At 34.4% G+C, this 25,869-nt stretch carries 14 protein-coding genes; 11 read left to right on the forward strand and 3 right to left on the reverse strand.

All coding sequences use genetic code 11. The features are described from left to right. The first annotated feature begins 64 nt into the window (after positions 1-64). Positions 65-2,902 carry an Ig-like domain-containing protein gene (locus tag CRO00_RS01020; RefSeq protein WP_097071792.1) on the forward strand — a complete coding sequence of 946 codons (2,838 nt, stop codon included), beginning with the start codon at positions 65-67 and terminating at the stop codon, positions 2,900-2,902. A gap of 49 nt (positions 2,903-2,951) precedes the next feature. Here CRO00_RS01020 and CRO00_RS01025 read toward each other — a convergent pair whose 3' ends face one another. Next, positions 2,952-3,947, reverse strand: a complete 996-nt coding sequence (locus tag CRO00_RS01025) for a hypothetical protein (RefSeq protein WP_097071793.1) — start codon at positions 3,945-3,947, stop codon at positions 2,952-2,954. A gap of 288 nt (positions 3,948-4,235) precedes the next feature. Between CRO00_RS01025 and CRO00_RS01030 the strand changes: the two genes are divergently transcribed. The 3 genes from CRO00_RS01030 (at position 4,236) to CRO00_RS20510 (ending at position 11,338) form a co-directional block, all read left to right on the forward strand. Next, positions 4,236-7,490: a hypothetical protein gene (locus CRO00_RS01030; protein WP_097071794.1), complete on the forward strand. Its 3,255-nt coding sequence runs from the start codon at positions 4,236-4,238 to the stop codon at positions 7,488-7,490. Positions 7,491-7,504: 14 nt separating this feature from the next. Next, positions 7,505-8,107, forward strand: coding sequence for an Ig-like domain-containing domain (locus CRO00_RS01035; RefSeq protein ID WP_097071795.1), 603 nt, complete (start codon positions 7,505-7,507; stop codon positions 8,105-8,107). Positions 8,108-8,281: 174 nt separating this feature from the next. Continuing rightward, positions 8,282-11,338, forward strand: coding sequence for an S-layer homology domain-containing protein (locus tag CRO00_RS20510; RefSeq protein ID WP_097071796.1), 3,057 nt, complete (start codon positions 8,282-8,284; stop codon positions 11,336-11,338). A gap of 72 nt (positions 11,339-11,410) precedes the next feature. Here CRO00_RS20510 and CRO00_RS01045 read toward each other — a convergent pair whose 3' ends face one another. Next, on the reverse strand, positions 11,411-12,880 hold the full coding sequence (locus CRO00_RS01045) for a carbon starvation CstA family protein (RefSeq protein ID WP_097071797.1): 1,470 nt from the start codon (positions 12,878-12,880) through the stop codon (positions 11,411-11,413). Between the two features lie 185 nt (positions 12,881-13,065). Between CRO00_RS01045 and CRO00_RS01050 the strand changes: the two genes are divergently transcribed. After that, complete coding sequence (locus tag CRO00_RS01050) at positions 13,066-14,034, forward strand: macro domain-containing protein (protein WP_097071798.1); 969 nt, start codon at positions 13,066-13,068, stop codon at positions 14,032-14,034. Between the two features lie 81 nt (positions 14,035-14,115). Beyond that, entirely contained in the window at positions 14,116-14,736 is a 621-nt protein-coding gene (locus CRO00_RS01055; RefSeq protein WP_097071799.1) for a vWA domain-containing protein, read from the forward strand. A gap of 60 nt (positions 14,737-14,796) precedes the next feature. Here the strand turns inward: CRO00_RS01055 and CRO00_RS01060 are convergent, their stop codons facing one another. Then, positions 14,797-15,285, reverse strand: coding sequence for a hypothetical protein (locus CRO00_RS01060; RefSeq protein ID WP_097071800.1), 489 nt, complete (start codon positions 15,283-15,285; stop codon positions 14,797-14,799). 664 nt (positions 15,286-15,949) lie between these two features. On the opposite strand from CRO00_RS01060, the gene CRO00_RS01065 reads away from it, so the two are divergent. From CRO00_RS01065 to CRO00_RS01085, 5 genes are all read left to right on the forward strand, one after another. Continuing rightward, entirely contained in the window at positions 15,950-20,260 is a 4,311-nt protein-coding gene (locus CRO00_RS01065; RefSeq protein ID WP_097071801.1) for an Ig-like domain-containing protein, read from the forward strand. A 228-nt stretch (positions 20,261-20,488) separates the two neighbouring features. Further along, positions 20,489-21,178 (forward strand): S-layer homology domain-containing protein, encoded by a 690-nt coding sequence (locus CRO00_RS01070; protein WP_097071802.1) that lies wholly within the window; start codon positions 20,489-20,491, stop codon positions 21,176-21,178. A 186-nt stretch (positions 21,179-21,364) separates the two neighbouring features. After that, on the forward strand, positions 21,365-22,483 hold the full coding sequence (locus CRO00_RS01075; RefSeq protein WP_237658282.1) for a CAP and S-layer homology domain-containing protein: 1,119 nt from the start codon (positions 21,365-21,367) through the stop codon (positions 22,481-22,483). 224 nt (positions 22,484-22,707) lie between these two features. Further along, positions 22,708-23,631: a C40 family peptidase gene (locus CRO00_RS01080; protein ID WP_097071803.1), complete on the forward strand. Its 924-nt coding sequence runs from the start codon at positions 22,708-22,710 to the stop codon at positions 23,629-23,631. Positions 23,632-23,895: 264 nt separating this feature from the next. Further along, positions 23,896-25,650, forward strand: coding sequence for an N-acetylmuramoyl-L-alanine amidase (locus CRO00_RS01085; protein ID WP_097071804.1), 1,755 nt, complete (start codon positions 23,896-23,898; stop codon positions 25,648-25,650). Positions 25,651-25,869 lie beyond the last annotated feature (219 nt).

Consider the following 25,869-nt stretch of genomic DNA (forward strand, 5'->3'; position numbering starts at 1 on the left):
CTACTTTACTCCTGTTTATAATGCTATATACTTATACTAAAAGTGACGACAGGAGGATAATAGTTTGAAGAATAAAAGATTTTTAATAGTTTACATAGCTTTGTTGCTTCTCACATTACAATTTTTCCAAATGGAGCAAATTGCTTTTGCCAATGAAAAAGTAGAGACAAGTTGGAAAGATTGGGGTAAAAAAGATAATGTCCCGAAAAATAAAACATGGACAGTTAGTTTCAATCAACCAATCGATGTCGATTCTATAACTGCTGACAATGTTTATATAGTAGATTCATATGACCAGAAAATGGCTGTATCATTTACAATTTCAAATGAAGGTAAAGAGTTGATCATTGAAGCTCCGACCTACGATTATACGCCCTATGAGACATATACATTATATATAGAAAATGTTCAATCTCAAAATCAACAAGTAATAAAAGAACCAATAAAAATGGATTTTACAGTCGATGAAAATGAAATAATTGAGGAATCCGAAAAATTAGTACCACGACAAGATAGTAAAAATGAAGTTAACTACCGAGATAATGTAGAACTAATGAATGAACAACAAAGTCAATCTATACAAGTGATTGATGATAATACAATTGTTTTAAATTCAGAAAATCACACACTGGAAAAAGGTGAAATTTTCATTCTACCACCTTCAGATGAATATCCTTTTGGCTTATCTAAAAAAATTATTTCAATAGAAAAAAATGTGGATCATTATGTCATAAAAACAGAAGAACCGACTATTGAAGAAATCGTTGAAAATATTGATATATCACAACGTATTCCAATTACTATGAATCACATTAAAGGTGATATGAGTTTAGAAGGTGCTATTGCTTCTACTAATTACGATTTTTTAAATGGAAAAGAGTCTAATACAAAGATATTAAATAATGGGGTAGTTGCTTCTCAAGACTTAAATGACGATATTATCCTTAATTTAGCCAAGTTGAAGATTGGGGATAATTTCTATGTAGATGGTGCAATTACTTTGAAGAATGCCGACCTTTTTGTAGATGTTAATGACAGCTGGTGGTGGAAAGGCGTAGAGTCGGGAGTTGTTGAATTTGAAGGAACCATCGATATTAAAGGGTCGGTAAGTGCTAAGAAATCAAACAAAGATAGTAAATTAGCAAAAAGAGTAAAAGTAACAGATTTATATGTCCCAGTTCCTGCATTTCCGGTTGTTGGTGCATCGATCGAATTATTTTTAGTTGTTGAGTTAAATGGGGAAGTCCGATTTGAGTACAATAAAAAAATGGATTTCCGTTTAGGTGCAAAGTTTGATGATGGTGATATTAAAAAAATTAAAGACCTCGAATTACCCAAAGAAGAGAAGCCTCCTACAAATGAGTGGACATTTACTAAAGAGATAAACTTTAATGGAAAACTTGGCGTAGGCGCGGGACTTTATTTGTCATTAACTCAAATTGATTTAGCAGGCTTAGAGATGGATGCAGGTCTCAAAACAAAATTAGCAACCTATCTATACAAAGACACAGTTTGTTATAAAGGATCGAATTCGCTCTATTTTGATGCTGGAATTAATGTTAAAGTGTTAAAAAAATCTAAACTCACTTTACTCGGAATAGAAAAGTTATTAGATAACGGGAATATTTGCGAATATGTAGAAGAATTGAATGTTTCTCCGTTTGAAATAGCACTACAACCAGGTGAAAGTGAATCGATTCATGTTGAGAAAGTTTTTAAGGCTGGCGGTTCCGATTACACGTTAAAAGACATTTCATTTACTTCATCTGATGAAAATGTAGCAACGGTTGATCGAGACGGGGTAGTTATAGTTAGTAACGATGCAACTGAAGATTCAACAGCAGAAATTACCGTTATCTATAATAATGGAAAAGGCAATGAAATTAAGAAAACTGTTAAGGTAAATGTATTTACACTTGAAAACGAAGATGAAGATGAAAATGCAATAAAAGAAAGTCAAAGAATATATGGCAGTTCCCATTATGTAAGAAAGATTGCATTTAGCCCAGATGGACAGACAATGGCATTCAGTTCGGATGGTAATCCCCAAAATATTGAAGTATGGAGAAAATCTAACGACAAATACGAGTTAGATTATATTATTTCTGATGCACATGATAATCATATAGGTGCTTTAGCGTTTTCTCCTGATGGTAAATATCTAGCGTCAGGGGGAGAAGTGATTTATCTTTGGGACATTCATACAGGTGAAAAAATTAAAACATATAAAGCAACGGGTTCTTCCATGGAAATGATGGTTATGGATGTAGCATTTAGCCCTGATGGACGTACATTAGTTTCTGCTAATTGGTATGATTCTGTATACGTTTGGGATGTTAATAGTGCTACGTTAATTCGATCATTTTTACAAGACTCTGACATCAATTATGAAAGATCAAGCTGGAGTATTGCCTATAGCCCTGATGGAAGTATCCTCGCATATGGTGGTGGCAATGATACAACATATATAAGAAACGCTTCAGATTTAAGTATTATACGATCTCTTCCGTATATTGGGGATGACTACTGGAAGGGTGGTTCTGATGGTTGGGATGCTGCCATTAGAAGTGTAAAATTTACAAAAGATGGCCAACAAATCATTACTGCATCTTCAGCGGACAATGCTGTAAAGATTTGGAGTTTAAATGGTCAATTACAAAAAACGATTGAAACAGGCCACGATGATATTATTTTGGATATGGATATACACCCAGGTCAAAGAGTAATTGCAACCTCAGCTGAAGATGGTGTTATCAAGCTATGGGATAAAGTATCTGGTAAATTAATTACTACCTTATTTGGACATTTTGGTGGGGTGACTACAGTAACATTCAGCCCAGATGGAACACAACTAGCTTCAGGCTCTTATGATGGAACCGTAATTATTTGGGATTTACCATAGGCTAGAACAAAAAATATCAAATTTCTCAATGAGAAATTTGATATTTTTTTTAATTTTTATAAATCAAATACCCCTTCGCAACTGGATCATAGAATAAAATCTCAGTTTTCGATGCAGCAATTGGCATGAAACTCTCATCTGTTTCTAGCACGTCATCCGTTTTCAAGTCGTACACTGTCGTTGCTTTTACTTTTGTTTGTGAATTGTCCGTATTCCAAGCGATGACTGAGTTCCCCATAAACACGATATCTTGATTTACAGAATCACCTTCTTCGACAATGGAATAATCAAAGGTTTCTTTTGTTGCAATGTTATAGATGTATACAGAGCGATCTGTGGATAGATTTGTGTTATTGCACCAAAACGCAATGTACTTTCCATTTGTTTTCACGTTCTCCCCATCAAATGGAACTTGTACTTTGTTCTTTAAATTTTTTGCGCTAACATAATAAACCGCCTCATTTAACTCCATTAAACTCGCACTTGGCACTGTGTATGCGATGACATCCCCCGACATATGCGCGGAGCCAACTGAAGACTCAAGTTTCGTTTTCTTTTTCGATTTATTGTCGTAGTACCACAATTCGTTACCTTTAATGGCGGAATCCACCGTATAAACGAGCCCAGTATTGGAAGCTCCCTGCAACGTAATTTGGCCTTTGTTAAATAAAAGCTCGCTCAAAGTCCCCTTCGCAATGTCGTATTTCATAATTCGATAGTTTTGCTCACTGTAACCTGCAAATTCGTAAGTTGAAAATACAATGCTTTGATCGACAAGCTTCATATCTTTCACTTTAGTGTACTTGGACATTTTCGATAATTTAAAACTAGATTGCTTGTTCGATTTTCGATTTAAATAAACAAGCTCTACATTCGGCGCTTTTGTCCCAACGATATAAGATTCATTTAAATCATGTGGTACGAACTTTACGTTTAAATCCTCAAGAGTTCCAGATTCCTGTGCGGCTGATGCAAAAGTCGGTATTGCTAGTAGCGAAATTAGCAAAACGCCGGACATTAAGATTTTTGTTAGTTTCCTATTCATTTGAACCTCCTACTATTTTTATTTTCCTAATAATTACATATGAATTACGAGTAACTTTAATACCAGTTTTAGTGGGAAATTAGGTACAAAATTGCTAAACTCTCTCAAAATAGTAAACTACCCTTTATTTCATTTAAAATGTTCCGATATAATTAGTATATGCAGATTTATCTGATGACAAATATTGTTAATGTATGGGTAAATAGAAGGGGTTGATAGAACGGAAATCAAGTGATTAACTTCACAATGAATTTTACATATCAATAGACGAATAGAGGGGGAAAAATAATGAAAAGGAATAAAACGATGAAATGGTTATATGCGATTCTAGCTTTCTTACTAGTTTTTTCTACAATAACTCCATTTAATGTTACAGCAGCGGGTGGAATAACGGTTGAATTAGATCAACAAGACTTGATTACGGAAGAAAGAATTGTAGCTGGTAATCAAATTATTACTCTAGATTTACCTGATGATAAAGAGTGGGTAAAAAATGCTAGTAATAATCTTTCAAAACTAGATGTATTGATATCAAGCATGGTAGCTGATGTTGATAACGATAAGTGGGAAGAATATAAAAATACACCGGGTAATATTACTGCTACTGTAAGCAGTTCTGATGGTTCTAATGATTTACTGACAATTACATTAAAAGGTGATGCAAGTTTTAAAATTAGTAAAAACCAAACAATTACGATTAATTTAACAGGAGCACTTATTGAAAACTGGCCGGGGGAAGTTGAGCCTGTTGAGTTTATAATATATGCACAACCTGAAATTTCTTTATCTGGTAGTGTGCAAGAAGCTTCAGCTAGTGAACTTAAAGGTAAAACAATTGAATTAAATTTATTAAATGCAATTTGGGATGAAGATAAATTAAAAGTCTGGACAAACCTAGGACCATTCCTTGATAGATTTAAGGACAAAGATGGTAACACTTGGGATGTTGTAGAAGATACATTAAAGAAATCCGATCCAAATGATTTTCTTTCATTTGAAGACAATAGTCATATTTTAAAAATTAAGCTTCCGACAATTTTAGCAATAGTTGACACTAAGACGATTACGTTTGATCCGGGTGATGGTGACGATTTAAAGGTTGCTGGTTATATTTCAATGGAAAACGATGGGGATCTTTTAAATAAGGGTTCTTTATCATTCAAAATTAATCAGGCTAATTCAGGAAATCTTGACCCATCTGATTCTGTTAATTTAACGGAGAAAGCAATTAACAACAATGAACCTTCAACTACAACAATCACATTAAATTTACCAAATGGATCAAGCTGGAATAATATTACTAATGACAAATATAAACAAGAACTTCTAATTGATTCTTTTAAGCCATCTTCTGAACCTGAAGAATGGGAAAAAATAAAAAAAGAGCTGAAAAAAAATACCACTAATATAGTAGTGAATTCTAATACACTTACAATAACAATTCCAAGAGTAGAAGATTTCACTTTAACAAAAGATATGGTATTAAAACTAAATGTTCCATATCAAATTCTGCCTGACGGTTTAAAATTGCCAACTCAAGAATTTGTTATTGAAGCAGAACCTAAAGTAATAATTTCAGGTAATGCTACCCCAAAAATTTCACACGACACATTAATTAAGGGTGGAAAGGTAATTGAATTAACTCTTGTAAATGCGAATTGGGATTGGGATGTAGCATTAAGTACTACAAAACGTGAAGCACTATTATCTGCTTTTAATTGGGGAGATTTAGGGGACTTGAATGCTGGCGAAGTGATTTCAAAAGCGGATGTTGTTCGTACAAATAACCAAAAACTAAAAATCACTTTACCTAAATTAGCATCATTTAAATTAAGTGCAAACCCTGAGTTAATCTTTAATCCGGCAACTATTACAAGCAGCTTGACAGATGAAGATATTCAAGCGGATAAAGCAGATGTCTTCACTGTAGAAGCCTTAGATGAAGTGAAATTCAAAATTAATGCACCAACTGGAATAAATGAATTTGATTTTGCAAGTGAAGGAATTAAATTTACTGTTACATTAACAAATGATAAGTGGGATCAAGATGTTGAAATAAAAGGATTACCAGCACCTACTGGAACAGCTCCGTTTGTTTTAAAAGATTCAGATGTAAACTCAACGCTAACAATTGGTTCAATTGATAGAAAAAGTGATACGGTTATTGAGATTAGTGTATTAAAGAAAGATTTATTGCTATTTAAAGATTCAGTTTACGATTTAACAGTTCCATCTAATTTACTTGAATTCGCTAGCGCTCCTAAAACTGTTAAAGCAGCCATTAAAATTGCGGGTGTAAAAGCAAAACTAGAAGGAACAGCAACAGGGGGAGACCTTGATGCTGTAAGTCTTCAAAAAGGTGGAAAAACGATTATCATTACCCTTGCTAATGCACAGTTTATTGAAAATCTTTCAGTTAATGATTACCTTGGTGTTATTTCATCCTCAGATCCATTAACGACTAAAGTAAAGGCTGCGATTACTAGCTCAAATGATCCTAAAGTAGTTGTTGTTAAGGGAAATAAATTAACAATTAAACTTCCAGCCGTTGATTTTAGCGGTAATGGAACACTAACGTTTAATGTTCCAGAAACCTTAGTAAAAGATTCAGAATATAACATCCCAATAGAAAATAATGAAACCATTGTTGTGGGTGGCGAAGCAAAAGTAGTAAGTAATACGTACACTATTTCACAAGCATTTATTAAAAATGGGACAACTATTACACTTACTCTAACAGATGCTAAATGGGATTCAACTATTACAACGAATAGCTCAAAAAAATCTGCATTAATGAAGGGATTCACTGTTGAGGATCAAGCAGATGAATGGAAAAAAGTAATTGATGAAACGATTAAAACAGGATCATTTGTAATAGATCCTAATTCGAATGGAACTGGGCTAATAATCACGATTCCGAAAGTAAATGATTACTCAATAGTACGTAATCAAAAAGTTTCCGTAAAAATTCCTAAAAACGCATTTTCAAATTATAAGTACGATATTCCATTAGATCAATTAATAACTATCACTATTCCACCTGTTTCTATTAATGGTTCATTTGAAGAGGTGTTATCTGAGATAGCGGATCTTGCTAATAATGAGTTAGAAAATATTCGAGTTGTTGTTCCGGAAAAAATGGTAGAAACAATTAAAGTAACGACAGTAGATATGCCTGGCGAACAAGAGACAGCTGTAACGACTGTAGAAACTACATTAAATAGTTCTCTGCTAAATTCTGACACAACTGTTGTTGTATCTTCGGGTGGACAAGAAGTAGAAAGAGCAGGAGATGAACCGCTTGTATTTGTTCTTTCAAATGTTGACTTTAAAGAAGATTTAAAAATTACTGTCACTACTGAGGATAAAACAATCGAAATCTATAAAAAAATCGGTAAAGGTAAGAAAACATATTCAGAGTTACCAAAAAATCCTTTATCAGGTAATTATTCATTATATCAACTACTTACTGATGATAAGCTATTAAAAGATATCTTTAAATACTATTCTCCAAGTGAACTTGAAGTTGGTACTGTAAATTAAGGAGGATATGAAACATGAAAAAAGCATTAATTGTGTTATTTAGTGCAGTGATGTTTCTACTTCTTCCATTTGAATCATCACTAGCAAAGACATGGAACTTTCAAACAACAGAGGATGTTTACAAAGCGTGGAAAGTCAATTTTAGTGGGAAGCTAGATTCGGCAACTATTAACTCTAGCAATATTTATGTATTAGATGGACAAACTAAACATCCAACGACGCCAACTGTGACTAATGGTGGAAGTTCAATTGAAGTTAAACCAAACTCATCGTATCAAGTAGGGAAACTTTATCAACTGGTTGTTACTACTAATGTAAAAAATGCCAATGGAACACCATTAAAAGAGACAGTAACAATGCCATTCAAAGTGGTGGATTCTGGGGCAACTATTAAGTCGGTTTATAGTGTAACTAGTCTAAATGTTACAAGTTTGACTGTTGTAACAAACGATGATGTGTTTTATGTAAAAGTAGATGGAGAAGAAATAAAGTACCAAGGGACTAATACATTTTTGTATGGTCTAGTTGGTAAAAAGATTGGGGACAAAGTTACTATAATCGCATATGATAAGGATAATAAGGTCCTTCAACGATTAACTTACACAATCGGTCAATAAAGCATGAAAACCTAACTCTGCACATGAGTTAGGTTTTTTCTATTAGAATACAAATGATACATTTTTGTTACATGAATTAATTTCCTGTATCAAATAATAGATTTATATTATATACTCAATTTCGTTAGACGTTATCTAACAATAATAATCTACCGAAAAGGGGATAATATATAAATGACTAAAACAAATGCGAACAAATTTTTCAAAGCTGGAGTTGCTGCTGCAGTTGTAGTATCTAGTGGGGTAGTTGCGGCACCGATCGTATCACAAGCTGAAGAAACTCAAAATAGCATTTCTTTTAAAGATTTATCAACAAAAAATCCGTATTATACTGACATAATGAATTTAGCTGAACGTGGAATTATTAAAGGATTCCCGGATAAGACATTTGGTACATATAAAGATATTACTCGTGGACAAGCCGCAAAAATTCTTGCGCAAGTCTTACATTTAGATACAGAAAACGTTACAGACCCAGGATTTGTTGATGTTAAAAAGGACAGTGAATATTATGGTGCAATCGCTGCATTACAAAATGCTGGAATTATTAACGGCTATACGAACGATAACACTTTCCGTGCTGGTGAATTTGTAACACGTAACCATATGGCAAAAATGATTGCAATTGGTTTCGGTTTTGAAACTAATAGTACGGCACCATTTACAGACATGCACGATTCATATAAAGAGTATATTTCAGCTTTATTTGAAAATGGCGTTACAACAGGTAGAACGTCGACAACTTTCGATGGTCTATCCTTTGTAACACGTGGACAAATGGCAGCATTTGCAGTACGTGCTGAAAATGTAACGAAAGAAATCACTTTTACAATTAATGACATCGAAGCATCTAAAATTGTCACATCAGAAGGTCAATTCAGATCGTCTCTTCCTATATTTAATGCAGCGAACTCAGCAGCTTTAGAGGGTGCGGTAGTAAATGCTGTTATTACAAATGGTGAAGTAAAAGCTATCAACGCATTAACGTTAAATAATTCAGGTTCAGAGGAAAATCCTGTTGTACTTGATGGTGGAAACACGATAATTGATGGCGTTTTAACAGTTAACGCAGACTTTACAAACCTTAAAAATATCACTGTAAACGAAGATGTGATTTTAACAAGTACTGTTGCTAACAACTTTGATGCAAATGGTTTAGACATTAAAGGTGAATTAGTTATTGTCGAAGAAGTTCAAGCACAACTTGCATCATTAACAATGTTTGCTAACTTAACTTCGAATGGTCCAAAAGTTAACTTAACAAACTCTGCAGTAAAAGCAGTTAATGCAAAACGTGACAATGTTATCATTTCTTCAAACATCAAATTACCTGAAGTAAAAGTAGCAGCAAATGTAACTTCAATTGAAGTAAATGCAAATGTTGCAACGGTAACGGTAAATGCATCTGAAGCGCTTCAAATTAAAGGTTCAGCTTCAATAGATAAAGTAAATGTTCAGCAGGCGACTCAACTTGCTTTAGAAGTAACAGGTTTAGTTAAACAACTTGACTTAGCAAATGCTGAAGCAAAAGTTTCTTTAGGAACAAATATTTCAGTAGAAAAAATCGTAGTTCCAACTGGTTCAAATATCTCTACACTTATTAATGACTATGAAACTGTGAAAGAAAAAATCGTAGAAGTTGTAGACAATTCAGGTGCAGTTGTCGAGCCTCCAGTTAATAATGGTGGTAATCAAGGTGGAGAAGGTACACCAGGAGAAAACGGAAACCCTGGTAGTGGTGGAACTCCTGGAGATGAAGGAAACAACGGAACACCAGGTAATGGAGGGACGCCTGGAGACGGTGGTAATAATGGTACTCCGGGGAATGACGTTACGCCAACTGATATAGAAAAAATAAATGCTACTATCGCAAGCGTAACTGGAAATAAGGTTGAAGAATTAAAATTTGCTAATGTAAACGAAAACTTAGTAAAAGACTTAGCTGCTTTATTAACAGAAGAAAATGTTGATTTAACACCAATCGGTTCATTAATCGCAGATGCGGATGGTGACGATGCAGATGAAACAGTATCAGAAGCGGAATTTGTGGCATTCTTCACAAGCTTAAACCATGATCAAGTCATCGCTCAATACGGTGCAGTTTTAACAGCTGACCAAAAAGCAGTACTTGCAAAACTTAAAGAGATCTATCCATCTCCAGTGGTAAAAACTGATGTGGAAAAAATCAATGAAGTAATCGCAAGCGTAACTGGAAATAAGGTTGAAGAATTAAAATTTGCTAATGTAAACGAAAACTTAGTAAAAGACTTAGCAGCATTATTAACAAAAGATAACGTTAATCTAACACCAATCGGTTCATTAATCGCAGATGCGGATGGTGACGATGCAGGTGAAACAGTATCAGAAGCAGAATTTGTGGCATTCTTCACAAGTTTAAACCATGATCAAGTCATCGCTCAATACGATGCAGTTTTAACAGCTGACCAAAAAGCAGTACTTGCAAAACTTAAAGAGATCTATCCATCTCCAGTGGTAAAAACTGATGTGGAAAAAATCAATGAAGTAATCGCAAGCGTAACTGGAAATAAGGTTGAAGAATTAAAATTTGCTAATGTAAACGAAAACTTAGTAAAAGACTTAGCAGCATTATTAACAAAAGAAAACGTTGATCTAACACCAATCGGTTCATTAATCGCAGATGCGGATGGTGATGATGCAGATGAAACAGTATCAGAAGTAGAATTTGTGGCATTCTTCACTAACTTAAACCATGATCAAGTCATCGCTCAATACGGTGCAGTATTAACAGCTGACCAAAAAGCAGTACTTGCAAAACTTAAAGAGATCTATCCATCTCCAGTAGTTGTGAAAACGGACTTAGAAAAAATCAATGAAGTAATCGCAGACGTAACGGGCGATAAAGTAGATGAGTTAACATTTACGAACGTTGACCAAAACTTAGTAGAAGATTTAGCTAACTTATTAACAAAAGAAAACGTTGATCTAACACCAATCGGTTCATTAATCGCAGATGCGGATGGTGATGATGCAGATGAAACAGTATCAGAAGTAGAATTTGTGGCATTCTTCACTAGCTTAAACTATGACCAAGTAGTAGCTCAGTACGGTGCAGTATTAACTGACGATCAAAAAGATGTCTTAGCTAAACTTAAAGAAATCTACCCAACTCCAGCACAACCTGTTGCTTCTACAATATTAAATATGGATGATACATTCACAGTAGAAAATGGCGTTGTAAAATTTATCTAATATAGATAACTTAAAAAAGTCCTGTAGAGACAGCTCTACAGGACTTTTGCTATTTTTAAAGGGGCTGAATATTTATTCCTTCTCCGCTCCAGCCACTTGATAACCCGAAACATCTTCATCTAATAAGAAGGATGTGCCGCGTTTTTTGTGGGCGGAGTTGAAGAAGATGGCTACAAGGGCAATTGTTGCAACGATGCCACCAATATATGATGCATTAAGCGGAATACCAAACCCCATTGTTGGTTCGAATAAAATATAGACAATAACCATGTACGTCATAAAGATTGCTGGAATGGTTGCAATCCAATGATTTTTCCTAGCTAGGAATAAATACATCGCACCAACCCAAAGCGCAATTACTGCGGTTACTTGGTTTGCCCAAGAGAAGTATTGCCATAAAATTTGGAAATCAATTTTTGTTAACCCATACGAAATGACGAATAATGGAATGGCAATCCATAAACGGCTCAATATTTTTGCTTGGCCAAATTTAAAGTATTCTGCAATAATCATACGTGCCGCACGGAAAGCTGTATCTCCAGAAGTAATTGGTAAAACTATAACACCTAAAATTGCAATTGTTCCACCAATGGACCCCATCATCAACAATGATACTTCACTTACCACCGCAGCAGGCCCACCAGCTGCCAGTAATTCATTTAATCCACCATAACCATCAAATAGACTCATAGCAGCAGCAGCCCAGATCATGGCGATAATCCCTTCAGCAATCATCATTCCGTAGAAAATTTTACGGCCTTGTTTTTCATTTTGAGTTGTACGTGAAATGATTGGTGTTTGCGTTGCATGGAATCCAGATAAAGCCCCACAAGTAATCGTAAAGAATAATAACGGGAAAATCGGTAATTCTTTTGGATGCATGTTTACAAACGTTAATTCAGGAATTGGCGCTCCTGTAAAAATTAATCCTAATCCAATACCGACAGCAGAAATTACTAACACTGCACCGAAATATGGATAAAGTCGACCGATAATCTTATCAACTGGTAAAAGTGTTGCCAGTATATAATAGAAGAAAATCACACCAACAATAATAGCTAAAGTAGTCGCGTCACCTTTTAATAAATTATTAATTAACATTGCAGGTGAAGATACGAAAACAGTTCCAACTAATAACAATAATAAAAGTGCAAAAACATTCACTACATGCTTCATGAATTTCCCTAAAAATTTAGAAACTAGTTCCGGTACATGAGCTCCTTTGTTCCGGATTGAAATCATTCCAGTTAAATAATCATGCACAGCTCCAGCGAAAATACATCCAACAACAATCCAGATAAACGCAACAGGACCATAAAGTGCCCCAGCAATCGGACCGAATACAGGACCAGTTCCGGCAATATTTAATAATTGAATAAGTGAATTTTTTGGAGTGGACATGGGTACATAGTCAACACCATCTGCATTCACATAAGCAGGTGTTGGTCGATCAGGCTTTTCCCCAAACACTTTTTCAACATACTTGCCGTAAGTAAAATAACCAACGATTAAAATAACGATACATACTAGAAAGGTAACCATTCTATTAGCCTCCGTTTCTTTTGAATTTTCACAATAATTACTATTACAATGATGTTAACACACCATGTTATATAACAGCAATATCTTTTATATAACAGTTGAGTAACCTTTTTTTTAAGTTTTCTAAATACTATGGAACTTTTTTGTATAATAGAAGTAAATATTTAAGGGAGTTGTCCGACTATATGCCATTGCAAATTATCAGAAATGATATTACGAAAATGAAAGTAGATGCCATTGTGAATGCAGCTAATTCTTCATTGCAAATGGGTGGAGGAGTATGTGGTGCAATATTTCGTGCAGCAGGGGCAAAGGAGTTACAAGTAGCTTGTGAAAAAATCGGCCAATGTGCAGTTGGCCATGCAGTGATGACGGATGCATTTCAATTACAAGCTAAATATATTATTCATACAGTTGGACCAATCTGGCGTGGTGGTAACCAAAAGGAAGCAGATTATCTTGCATCCTGTTACAAAATTTCGCTGCATTTGGCAAAAGAAAATAAATGCTCCTCTATTGCGTTTCCATTAATTTCTGCTGGTATCTATGGGTATCCAAAACGAGAGGCATTACAAATTGCCATTTCTACGATCACTGAATTTTTAACGAAAAATGAAATGGACGTTACAATCGTTGTATTCGATAAAGAAGCCGTACAAATCAGTGACAAGCTTTTTCAATCAATTCACCAATACATTGATGATCATTATATAGAAGAAACAATTGTAGTACGTGAACAAATTGAAAGTGAATTCCACCAAGTTTACGCGGAAATGCCGAAATATCAATCATTAGAAGAAATATTATACGAACTGGATGAATCATTCTCGGAGCGATTACTCAGATTGATTGATGAAAAAGGGAAAAGTGATGTAGAAACGTATAAGAAGGCAAATATTGATCGACGTCTATTTTCAAAAATACGCAACAACCCAGACTATGCGCCTATGAAGAAGACCGTCATTGCATTTGCCATTGCACTAGAATTGAATTTAGACGAAACAATGGATCTGCTATCAACAGCAGGGTTCACATTATCGAATAGTAGTAGGTTTGATCTGATTATCCGCTATTTTATAGAAAATCAAAATTACAATATTTTTGAAATCAACGAAGTATTATTTGCGTTTGATCAACTTCTGTTGGGAGCATAAAAAATGTCGCTTCCTATGCGACCTATTCTGAATCTGAAATTGATATCCTTCATTTATAGAAATTGAATGGAGGAATTATATATGAAAGAAAAATGTACAGAGCTTGTGTTTATCTTAGACCGAAGTGGATCGATGGCAGGGCTTGAGGCAGATACAATCGGTGGATATAATTCAATGCTTAAAAAGCAAAAAGAAGCTGAAGGTGAGGCATTTGTTACAACGGTTTTATTTAACCATGATTACGAAACGTTGCATAATCGATTGGATGTAAATAGTGTAGCGCCATTAACGGGAAAAGATTATGAAGTTGGAGGAACAACTGCTTTATTAGATGCTATTGGTACAACCATCCATAAGATAAAGGGGCAAAGTTCAGAACAAGTACTTTTTGTAATAACGACTGATGGTATGGAAAATTCAAGCTGTGAATTTAACTATCAGGAAATTAAGAAATTAATTGAGCAACAAAAAGAACTAGGATGGCAATTTATTTTCCTAGGTGCCAATATCGATGCAATTGGTACAGCTTCAGACTTAGGTATTGATAGTGATTACGCCGTTGAGTATCATGCAGATGAAATCGGGATGCAAGTAAACTTTTCGGTTGTAACGGAAACTGTATTGAAATACCGTAAAGAGGGCAAGATTGAAAGCTCATGGAAAGAAGAAATTGAGGAAGACTATAAAAGTAGAAAATTGTAGTGAATTTTCAGAATTGTTTGTGTACCCGGTACGCAGTAAAAAAAGCGTACCGGGCCTTTTTTATGCTAAAAACGGTTTTTTCATCATTATGAGTCCATAAATCATAAAGAAAATACCACCTGTTATAAATGTAAGAACGACAAAAAGAATGGCTTTCCCTGAATCACCAGTCCATCGATATAAGAGACGATACATGTAATAAATAGCAATGATCATCATTGCAATAGAAGCTAGGAAGCCGATTATTGGAATGATGGACAGAATCGCGAGTACGAAATAGATAATAGTAAACTTAATTGCATCTTTTTTAATTTCTTCTATTGATGTTTTAGTGGAACCTAATGCAAATAATACATAAACATTTAATAGTGGAATCCACGACCAAAAGGCAATGTCTTCTAATCCGTTTGTTTTAGCAGTTTTATAATAAATAATTGCAGTAAGGACATAAGCTAAAATGGCAAAGAGTATGATAAATATTCCGAATGTAACAAGTAGCCCTCCAAGAAACAAATCTAACTCTGCTGGATAACTTTCGTAAGATGACATTTTTTCAACACCTCCCTGTTAATTTTCACCCGAAGATGAATTTCGATAGTAGTATATGTTTTAAGAAACTGATTTATATGTTTTCGATGTCTTTAATTTTTCATGTTAAGTTTTAAAAGTAAAAAGTCCGAATACTGAGTTAAATTTGTGTAATGTTGCCAAAAAAATACAATATTTTCTGTTTTTTTACGAAATAGTACAAAATCAAATCATTGTTCTTTTATTAAAGAAGTGATAGACTAAATTTGTAAAAGAATTTTTCCTCTTTAGCTATATTTTTACAGTAGTGCAAGAAAAATAGGTTGGTAGCCCAATAACAAGAGCACAAGTGATCTCACTTGTGCTCTTGTTATTTTTGTTTCTTAAATCCTATTAATATATCAGAAATATAACAAAACTAATCGGATTAATAATTTTTTGATACAATGGTGTAAAGAATGTAAAAGTTATTCCGATATATTGAATGTAGTGGTAATAAAGTTGAAAATATAATAGAAATATGGATTATTTAGCATAATAAACCAATATACTAGCTAAAAATACCATTCTATTATTTTCCTTTGACAACCAACATATGTTACTACTATAATAAAAATAGTTATTGTACTTAACAATAACATTTATGAGAATATTAACTATTTGATATATTAGGAGGAACCTCTCTATGGCTCAATATAAAAAATTCGTAGCAACTGCTGCTACAGCTACATTAGTAGCATCTGCAATCGTACCTGTAGCTTCTGCTGCAGCATCATTCTCTGATGTACCAGCAACAAGCTCGCACGCTGAAGCAATCGACGCTTTAGTTGCAGATGGTATTATTAATGGTTACCCAGGTGGCTTATTTAAACCAGGTAACGATTTAAGCCGTGGTAATGTTGTTAAATTACTAGGTAAATGGGTAGAAAAACAAGGTTACTCAATTCCAGCTGACTGGGACATAAACCAACGCTTTGATGACCTACCTGTTACTGCTGAAGCAGAACTAGTAAAATATGCTGCATTAGTTAAAGATGCTGGCGTATTCAAAGGTGTAAACAACAAATTAAATTCTTCTGATAAAATTTCTCGTGAAAACATGGCACTTACATTAGACCGTGCTTACAAAGCGGTATATGGTAAATCATTAGTGGAATTAGCGGAAGGAACTGAAGATTTAGCAGTTGCTGACTTAGCATCAGCTAAAGCAGAATCACGCGATGCTATCCAAGCATTACGTAACTTAGGAATTACAACTCAAACTAACTTTGATCCAAAATCTAACGTTACTCGCGGTCAATTCGCTTCATTCTTATACCGTACAATTCAAGCTGAAACTACTCCAGCTCCAGAATTAACTGTAGACGAATTAGGTGTTAAAGATGCTTCTACGTTATTAGTTACTTTATCTAACGGAACTGCTCACGAAGTAACTTTAGAAAACGCACTAGTTGCTAACACAGACACTGAAGTAACTTTCCAAATTAACGGTGTTGAATATAAAGAAACAGTTAAATACGTTGTTACTGTTAAAGAAGCGAAAGTTGTAGACGCAACTACATTAAACGTAACTTTATCTAACGATGTGAAAAAAGAAATTAAACTTGAAAAAGCATTAGAAGCTAACAAAGCAACTGATGTAAAATTCGTTATTGACGGAGCAGAGTACACAGCAAAAGTTACATATGTTGTACTAAACAAAGTAAGCACAATCAATGCTATTACAGACACAACTGTAACAGTAACTTTAGCAGAGACTCCAGCTAAAGAATTAACAGCTGATCAATTCACTGTACAAGCAAACGGTGAAGCTGTAGTTGTATCTGAAGCTGCTAAAGTAGCATCTGACTTAACAGGTAAAACATACAAATTAATAATCGCTTCTTTAGTTGGTAAAGAAGGTAAATTAACAGTTAACACTGCTGAAAAAGAATTTGACTTCAAAGCTCCAGAGTTAACTAAAGTGGATGTTCAAGGTAACAAAACTGTTGTTTTAACATTTAATGAAAAATTAAGTGAAGCATCTGTAGCAAATATTAAAATTTATAAAGGTGCATCAGAAGTTCAAAAAGCTACTACTGCAGGTACAGTATTAAGCGGTGATGGCAAAACTGTAACTATTAATTTAAAAGCAGATTCAGATGCAAACAAATTAACAGTTGCTGACTATAAAGTTGTATTAGGTACATCAGGAAATGAAGTGAAAGACTTAGCAAACAATGCAATCTATGCTGGAACTGAAATTTCATTCCGTCCAACACAAGCTCAATTACAAGCAGTAAAAGCTCCACAAGCAGTAAAAGCTTCTTACGATAACGCTCGTGGAAAATTAGTTGTTACATTAGATACTGCAGCTAGCTATGATGTTACAAAATTAGCAATTAATAATGTTGCTTTAACAACTGCTGACAATATAACACCGGTAGGTAATGAACTACAAATTACTTTAGGTGAAAATTCTAAAAAAGCGGTTAATGCATTAACTGGTGCTTTAACTCTAAATGTTGCAAAAGATGCATTAGTAGTAGGAGAAGTAGGTTCAGCTGCACATAGTGTGAAAGTGGATACTATCACACCTGCAAAATTAGTTTCTACAACTTATAACGAAGAATTAAATATCTTAACATTAAACTTTGACCAAGCTGTTAAATCACCAAACCTAGCTGGAATTTCATTTGGTACTTCTGATTCAGTGAAAACTGTTTTAACAGGTGCAACTGATAAAGAAGCAACAGTTACAGAAAAAGCAACTTGGAATTTCGAATTAAGCGCTGGTGCAATCACAGCAATTGAAAGCACTTATTCAGATAAAACTGCAATTAAAGTACTTCTTGCAGATCAAGCTGTAACAAATGTTTCTGATGCTACTATTAAAAGTGCACAAGTATTATACAAAGACGCAGTAACTGTAAAATACGTTAAAGATGAAGCTAAGCCAACATTATCTTCAGTTTCATTCAGTAGTGTAGAATCTGCAATTAAATTTAAATTTAATGAAGCATTATCTTCACAATCAGGAGATATTATTGTTGATACTGCTGAAACTGCAACTGCAAATCGTGTAGTTATTAACTCTGCTAGTCTATCACAGGACGGAACAGATAAAACTTTATACACTGTAGCTGCTAACGGTGCAACAAAAACTGCTCTGAAAAATCTTTACAATTCAGGTAAGGAAATTAAAGTTTGGTTTGCGAAAGATGTATTTACTGATACAAACAGCCTAAAAAATGATGCTTTAACATTTGCTACTGGATTAAAATTCAACTATGCTGACTACGATCGTCCTGTATTAGAAGTAGCATATGATACTGATTCAACTCTAGGCGCTGATTCAAAAGTTAAAGTGATTGACAATACTCATATTGAAGTTAAATTCAATGAAGTAGTAACAAAAGAAACTGCTGAAAATGTTTCAAACTATGTAATCCAAGGTCCAAGTGCAAAATTACAAGTTGTTTCAGCTAAATTACAAGTGGATAGTCAAACGGTATTACTTACAACTGCACCTTCTGTAAATAATGTTACTTATGATGTAACTGTTTCAGGTGTGAAAGATACTGCAGGTAACGCAATGAGTAATACTGAATTCAGTTATACAGGTACATCTGCTGTAGTGGATACTAAAGTTGAAGTTGCGAGTGTGACAGCTTTTGCTCCTAAGGCTTCAAATGATGATACTTTAGCTGTTGAATTCAACCTAGATGGTAATGCAGGTCTTGCTGCTTCCGCTAAAGAATTAGCGAACTACCGTGTACTAGAAGCGGCTGCAGATACACCAGCTGCTTGGGAAGCTGCTAAAGAAGTATCACTATCTGGTGCAGAGATTACAGTAAGCGGTAATGTAGCAACTATTAAACTTGCAAACAACCTATCACATGGAAAAGTATACAAAGTAATTGTTTCAAATGTAACTGATACTTTAGGGAATGCTTTCGATATGGATAAAAATACAAAAGTTTCTACAGCTCTAAACGCTGAGGCAACTGCATTAACAAAAATCGCTCAATCAAATACAAAAGAAATGGTATTGTCATTTGATGGTGCATTAGATCCAACTGAAGCAGCAAAAACAACAAACTATATAATCGATGGTAAAACAGTACAAGCTGCTGTATATAACTACGATGCAACTAAGAAAACATCGACAGTTACATTAACTCTTAATGAAGCACCAACACAAGCAACTACAACGTCAGTAACACTTAAAAACTTATCTGGTAAAGCTGTAACAGGTACTCCAAGTCCTGTATTCACTGATTCTGTAGCTCCACAAGTGAAATCTGCAGAAGCGAAAATTGTTGCTGGTGTCGAAAACGATGAGTTAGTTATTACATTTGATAGTAATGATGTATCTAAATCTGCATTCGATGCTGGAGTAGGGACTGTAACATTAAAAGATTCAAAAGGTAATTCTTACTTATTAGCTGGTAATACTACAAAATATGCAACAAATTCGTTTGATAATCAAACTGCTGCTGATAAAGTTGACAGCATTAAATTTACATTTGCAAGTGAAGGTGATGATGCTGTTAACTTACTAGCTAGCGAAACTTACACTGTTGAAGTTAAAGGATTCGTTGATGCATCAGGTAATGAATTAGTAACAACTACTTCAAATGTTACATTTGCAAATGATTCAGATAAAGTTGCACCGAAAGCAGCTTCTGAAACTCCATTTGTTGTTACATCTAATACTGCTTTAACATTAACGTTCGATGAAGTAGTAAACGAAGCAACTTCGAAGGTTCGTGGAAATTACGTAGTTGAATATTCAGCTAAAGGTGACTTCACAGATGCAGTGACTTTACAACCAACATATTTAACAACAACTACTGACACAGTAGTATTTAACTTCTCTTCAGCATTAACACTAACTGAAGGTAGTAAAGTAAAAGTTAAGTTCGTAAATGTTGAAGACCTTGCTGGTAATAAACAAACTGAAGAACAAACTGTTGAAAGCGCTGCATATGTACCTTCAATCGTTACTCCATAATAATTATAAAATAACTATGGATTGTTAATTATTTCAGAATAAAATGATTTAATTTTTACCTCGCAATCATTATTTTTATGATTGTGAGGTTTCTTTATATCTAACAAAAAATATTAAAAATACGAGATTTTGTTTATTTGACAACAAAATTTTATTATAATAATGATTGGGATTAGATTAGCTTAATAATACTAACTATTAAATTTTTAAGAAGAAAGGAGAGTTATTATGTTTCGTAAAATATCCTCAAAACAAAAAAACAAGAAATATAAACTCTTCACCGCTACAACAATCGCTCTAGCCACAACAGCTGTAGCAGTTGCGCAACTTCCTGCATCAGCCGAGCAAGAAAATCCGTTCACTGACGTTAAACCGGGTACATCACATTATGATGGAATCGTTTCGTTATATAATGAAGGAATTGTAACTGGGGTAACTTCAACAAGCTTCAAACCAAATCAAAAAGCTACTCGTGGTGAAACAGCTTACTTTATTGCAAAAGCTTTAAATTTGGATACTACGAATGTGACGAATCCAGGATTTAAAGATGTTCCAACAACACACAAATATTATGGGGCAATTGCAGCACTTTATGAGCAAGGGATAATTGGTGGATATGGGGATGAGTTTAAACCAAATAACTTGTTAACCCGTTCACAAATAGCGAAAATGCTGACGTTAAGCTTTGATCTTGAGTTAGCGGCTTCTAGTAGAACGAAATTTACTGATGTAAATAAAATTAAAGATACCAATACAAAGGTCTATATTCAGACTCTAGTTGACTATAGTATAACGATTGGAACGAGTCCAACCACTTTTAGTCCAAATGGCAATTTAACACGTGGTCAGCTTGCTACGTTCTTGTACAGAGCTATCAATGAAACTGAAAATTCTTTCGATATTATTGGAATTGAATAATTAAATTTAAACGTCCTCTCTTTTGAGGGCGTTTTTTTTGTGAAAAAATTTTGTATTCCTCAATTTGTTTGATAAGATAAATTGAACCTCAACTTTGTCAGTATTTCACAAATGATGGGGACTTACACTAGAACTAAAAATTATTGTGTTATAATAAGAGGAATATATTGAAAAGGGGCGTTTGATGTGAAAAAGAAGAAAATTATTACAACATCATTAGTCGTTGTATTAACGAGCACTTTATGTTTTTCAAAAATAGAGGCATCAAACGTCGTAGAAAGTTCTGCACAGAAACCAGTAATATCCCAAGCGTATTCTTCCACTCACTATTATAAAGATGTGAAAAAGACGTTTTGGGCAGCAGAATCCATAAAATCTTTTGTAGATCAAGGCTTTATTTACCTTAAATCAGACGGTTCTTTTAAGCCGAATAGCATCGCGACAAGAGAAGAAGCTGCTTGTGCGATTGCAAGAGCTATGGGGATTTCCTTAGAATCTAATTTTCAGTTAAATGCTATGGATGTACCGAAAACACATCCGTATTATAAAGAAATACGTAAACTTGCTGAATTAGGGATTATCCAAAACAATAGTAAATTCAACCCGAAACAGCCGTTAAATCGAGCGCACATTTCTAAAATGTTAGCAAATGCTTTTGACATCGAAGTCGATCAAAAAAATACAAAAACGTTCAAAGACTATTCACGCACTTTTTGGGCAAAAGATATTATCGAATCATTGGCTGATGCTGGCGTTATTAATGGAACAACAAATTCAACGTTCTCACCCAATAAATCGGTTTCTCGAGTACAACTAGTAGAATTAACGAAACGAGCAATGGAGTTTCGAGGAAAAATCGAAAATTTAGATGTTGCTTATGATTATTTGGCAAAAGATTATATTGCAACAACGGTTACTTCTGGAAATTGGGCAAAAGAAGTCGTTTCACTTGTGAATGTGGAAAGACAAAAAATGGGGTTACCAACTTTACAAAATGATGAAAATCTACAACAACTGGCAATTATTAAAGCGCAGGACATGATTAAACGTAAATACTTTGAGCACAATTCTCCGTATTACGGTTTACCGTGGGATATGGCGACACTTTTCGACTATGAATACACAAGTTTTGGAGAAAATATTGCCCGCAACTTTAAATCTCCCAAAGAAGTTGTAACTGCTTGGATGGTCTCCGAAAAGCACCGTTCAAACATATTAAAGGAAAACTATACAAATATAGGAATTGGAATTAAGAAAGACAGTAATGGAAAATACTATTGGGTTCAACTATTTTCTAGCAAATAAACTGGTAAATACTTGTTTTATTGTTACAGTAATATTACGTATGTAATATATTACTTACGAATATATCTATTAAAACCGCTGAATTTCTAGATTTATGTAGAAATTCAGTATTTTTTGTTTACTAGAAAACGTTACATAATTGAAAAGTAATTTGGTAATTTTCTATGATACTCTTTATTTAGGCAAAAAAAGCTATGGGCTTTTTGGAAGGAGTATCTAACATCATGAAAAAAAGATTGTTATTACCAATCTTTGCATCATTTATGCTATTTACTGGTATCGGTGCAAATGAAACAGAAGCAGCTACATATTCAGATATAAAAGACACAGCAACACAATACATAGGAACACCATATAAATACGGTGGAACAACATTAAATGGAATCGATTGTTCAGCTTATACAGGTTTAGTTTTTTCAAAATTCGGCATTGATCTAGAACGTACTTCAAGAGGACAATATACACAAGGTTCAAAGGTGTCGAAATCTGACCTTCAAACTGGAGACTTAGTTTTCTTTAATACATCTGGTTCAGGGATTTCCCACGTTGGAATCTTCATTGGCGATGGTAAATTTATTTCAGCAACTACTAGCAGAGGAGTTGCAATTGATAGCATAAACGATCCTTATTATTGGGGTTCTAAATATGTTGGTGCTAAACGAGTAGCTGACTTTAGTAATGAAGAAGCAGCCGAAGTTAAGGACGCATCTATTGATTTTACTTATTATATTTCTCGTGGCGATGTAGCATTAAAACTTGCAGATGCCTTAAAATTAGATACATCTGATACGAACTCAACTTTCCCAGATGTAAAACCTACATCTGAATACGCGGGCGCTGCAACGGCACTCAACAAATTAGGAATTTTCACTGGTAATGCGGATGGAAAATTTAATCCTAAATCTGCATTAACACGTGCTCAGCTCGCTAAAGTATTAGTGGAAGCGTTTAAATTGGAATTAAAAGATGGTGCTGAACAATTTACAGATGTTTCTGAAGATGGTTGGTCTCATCAATATATTCAAATTCTTTCATCGAATAAAATTACATATGGAAAAGGCGACGGCACATTTGGTGTAAATGAAAAAGTGACAATCAAACAAATGAATGCATTTATTGATCGCTTAACTCGTAATTCGAATAATTAATTTTGTATGTAAGTTCAAGCATACTGGGCTACCAACTTTGTAGGCAAGAACTTTTACATAAAGCATTCAATTCGAATGCGCAAGAAGGGGAGCATTCATTTGCACCTCTTCTTTTTTATTACTTCAGAAAGGGAGTGACGAATTACTAGGAAAAATCTATTTATTTGTAGCAATTTGTGAAATAAGGTAGAAAAGCCTGATGCAACATATTGTCTATTTTGGTAGAATAGGAAATACAAATAAAAGAAGGGAGGAAGTGGAACATTGTCTTTAAAAAAGGTCAGTCTGCTTGTAGTATTCTTCATGTTGTCAATGTTTTCGATACATAATGTAAGTGCGAGCCAACGATTTGCAGATGTCCCTTCGTCAAACGGAGCTTATGAAGAAATTAACTATCTCGTTGATCGGGGCGTCATCAAAGGGTATGTCGAAAATGGTGTAACAAACTTTAAGCCAAACAACCCTGTTACTCGTGGACAAGCAGCCAAAATGGTGATCGAATCTACTAATAACCAATCGCTAGTTGTATCCCAATCTTCATTTACAGATATAAAGGTAGGGACGGAGCTTTCTGGATATGCTGAAAGTGCTGTAAAACATGGTTTCATCGCGGAAAAAAGTAAAGGTAAATTTTCGCCAAATACGCCACTAACACGTAATGAAATGGCCAAAGCATTGTCGATTGCTTTTAACTTAAACGCAGAGAAATATGCAAATCTATCAATTCCTTTTACTGATGTTGCAGTAAACAATGCTTACTATAAATATATTGCAGCAATCTACTATAATGGAATTACAAAAGGTAGTGCAACAGGAACAGCTTTCAATCCTACACAATCTGTAACTCGTGCCCAATTTGCTTCATTTATCGCACGTGCATCTGAAGAGAAGTTTCGTTTAGAATTACCAGTTCAAGGTGTTACGGTTCCGAATGAAGGCGATAAAATTGGACAAGTGGTATCAACAACAGATAATTTAAATGTTCGTACTTCAGTATCTGTTGCTGATAATTCAAATATTATTGGTCAAATTAACGAAGGAGACACTTTACCATTATTTGAAGTTCTAAATGGATGGTATAAAGTTTCATATAATGGACGCTATGCCTACATTTCTGCAACTTATTCAAAAGAGGTTGTATCTGAAAATGTAGAGCCAGAAAGTCCAATAGAAAGTCCTGAAGTGGAAGTGCCAGAAGAAGAAGAAGAAGAGCCTGAAATTGAAGAAGCAGAAGATCCGGTTGTGGAAAGTCCAAGTGCTACAAATACAATTGGTATCGCAACAGTAAATAGCTTGCATATTCGTGCTGCTGCTAATGGAACTTCAAAATCTTTAGGCGTTATTAACCGTGGAACAGAAGTAAATGTTTATTCTACTGATGGGAAATGGGCTAAGGTTTCATATAATGGTGTCGAGGGTTATACTTCGAAAAAATATTTACGATTAGTAAATCTAACAGGAAGTGCAGTGAAAGGGCGTATTATCGTCTTAGATCCAGGTCATGGTGGAAAAGATCCAGGTGCATCAAAAAGTGGCGCTGTTGAAAAGAAAATCGTATTAGAAGTTGCGAAAAAAGTTCAACAAAAACTAGAAGCTGCCGGTGCAATCGTTCATATGACACGTGTTTCTGACACATTCCCTACATTAGATGATCGTGTTGTCTTTTCAGAAGATAAATTTGCAGAAATTTTTGTGAGTATTCATGTGAATTCAGCAACAAATACGTCAGCAAATGGAACTGAGACTTACTATAGCATTTCAGCCAATGATAATGAGAAAGAAGATTATCGTTTAGCAAATGCCATCAACACACAAATCGTTAACAATGCAGATATGAATAACCGCAAAGTAAAACGCGCAGATTACTACGTTTTAAGAAATCAACTGATTCCTTCTGTATTAGTTGAGTTAGGTTTCGTATCAAATGCTTCAGACCGTGCAAAACTAGTAAACAGTGAGTACGTTGAAATTTTTGCAGACTCCATTTATAAAGGAATTCTACAATACTATAGTAAATAAGTAGAAACTGATGAGAACGTTCTTGTTTTCATCAGTTTTTTCATTTGTAAGGGAAGAAGGAGTACTAAGTTTTGTCGCACCGGGATAAACATTGTCTATATAGCACCCGGGGGAATAGCAGCATTTTCTATTAATAGGCGAAAAAATTCTATTAATGGCATTGAATTTTCTATTAAGTAGCACAAAAATTCTAATAACCCTTAGAAATTTTCTATAATG

The sequence above is a fragment of the Ureibacillus xyleni genome (assembly GCF_900217795.1).
GTDB classification, from domain to species: Bacteria; Bacillota; Bacilli; order Bacillales_A; family Planococcaceae; genus Ureibacillus; species Ureibacillus xyleni.

Bases quoted from the DNA above. Each gene is read 5' to 3' on its own strand.
- CRO00_RS01070 (WP_097071802.1), top strand. From the start codon at position 20,489: ATGTTTCGTAAAATATCCTCAAAACAAAAAAACAAGAAATATAAACTC.
- CRO00_RS01045 (WP_097071797.1), bottom strand. From the start codon at position 12,880: ATGGTTACCTTTCTAGTATGTATCGTTATTTTAATCGTTGGTTATTTT.
- CRO00_RS01025 (WP_097071793.1), bottom strand. From the start codon at position 3,947: ATGAATAGGAAACTAACAAAAATCTTAATGTCCGGCGTTTTGCTAATT.
- CRO00_RS01035 (WP_097071795.1), top strand. From the start codon at position 7,505: ATGAAAAAAGCATTAATTGTGTTATTTAGTGCAGTGATGTTTCTACTT.
- CRO00_RS01080 (WP_097071803.1), top strand. From the start codon at position 22,708: ATGAAAAAAAGATTGTTATTACCAATCTTTGCATCATTTATGCTATTT.
- CRO00_RS01060 (WP_097071800.1), bottom strand. From the start codon at position 15,285: ATGTCATCTTACGAAAGTTATCCAGCAGAGTTAGATTTGTTTCTTGGA.
- CRO00_RS01065 (WP_097071801.1), top strand. From the start codon at position 15,950: ATGGCTCAATATAAAAAATTCGTAGCAACTGCTGCTACAGCTACATTA.
- CRO00_RS01030 (WP_097071794.1), top strand. From the start codon at position 4,236: ATGAAAAGGAATAAAACGATGAAATGGTTATATGCGATTCTAGCTTTC.
- CRO00_RS01055 (WP_097071799.1), top strand. From the start codon at position 14,116: ATGAAAGAAAAATGTACAGAGCTTGTGTTTATCTTAGACCGAAGTGGA.
- CRO00_RS20510 (WP_097071796.1), top strand. From the start codon at position 8,282: ATGACTAAAACAAATGCGAACAAATTTTTCAAAGCTGGAGTTGCTGCT.
- CRO00_RS01050 (WP_097071798.1), top strand. From the start codon at position 13,066: ATGCCATTGCAAATTATCAGAAATGATATTACGAAAATGAAAGTAGAT.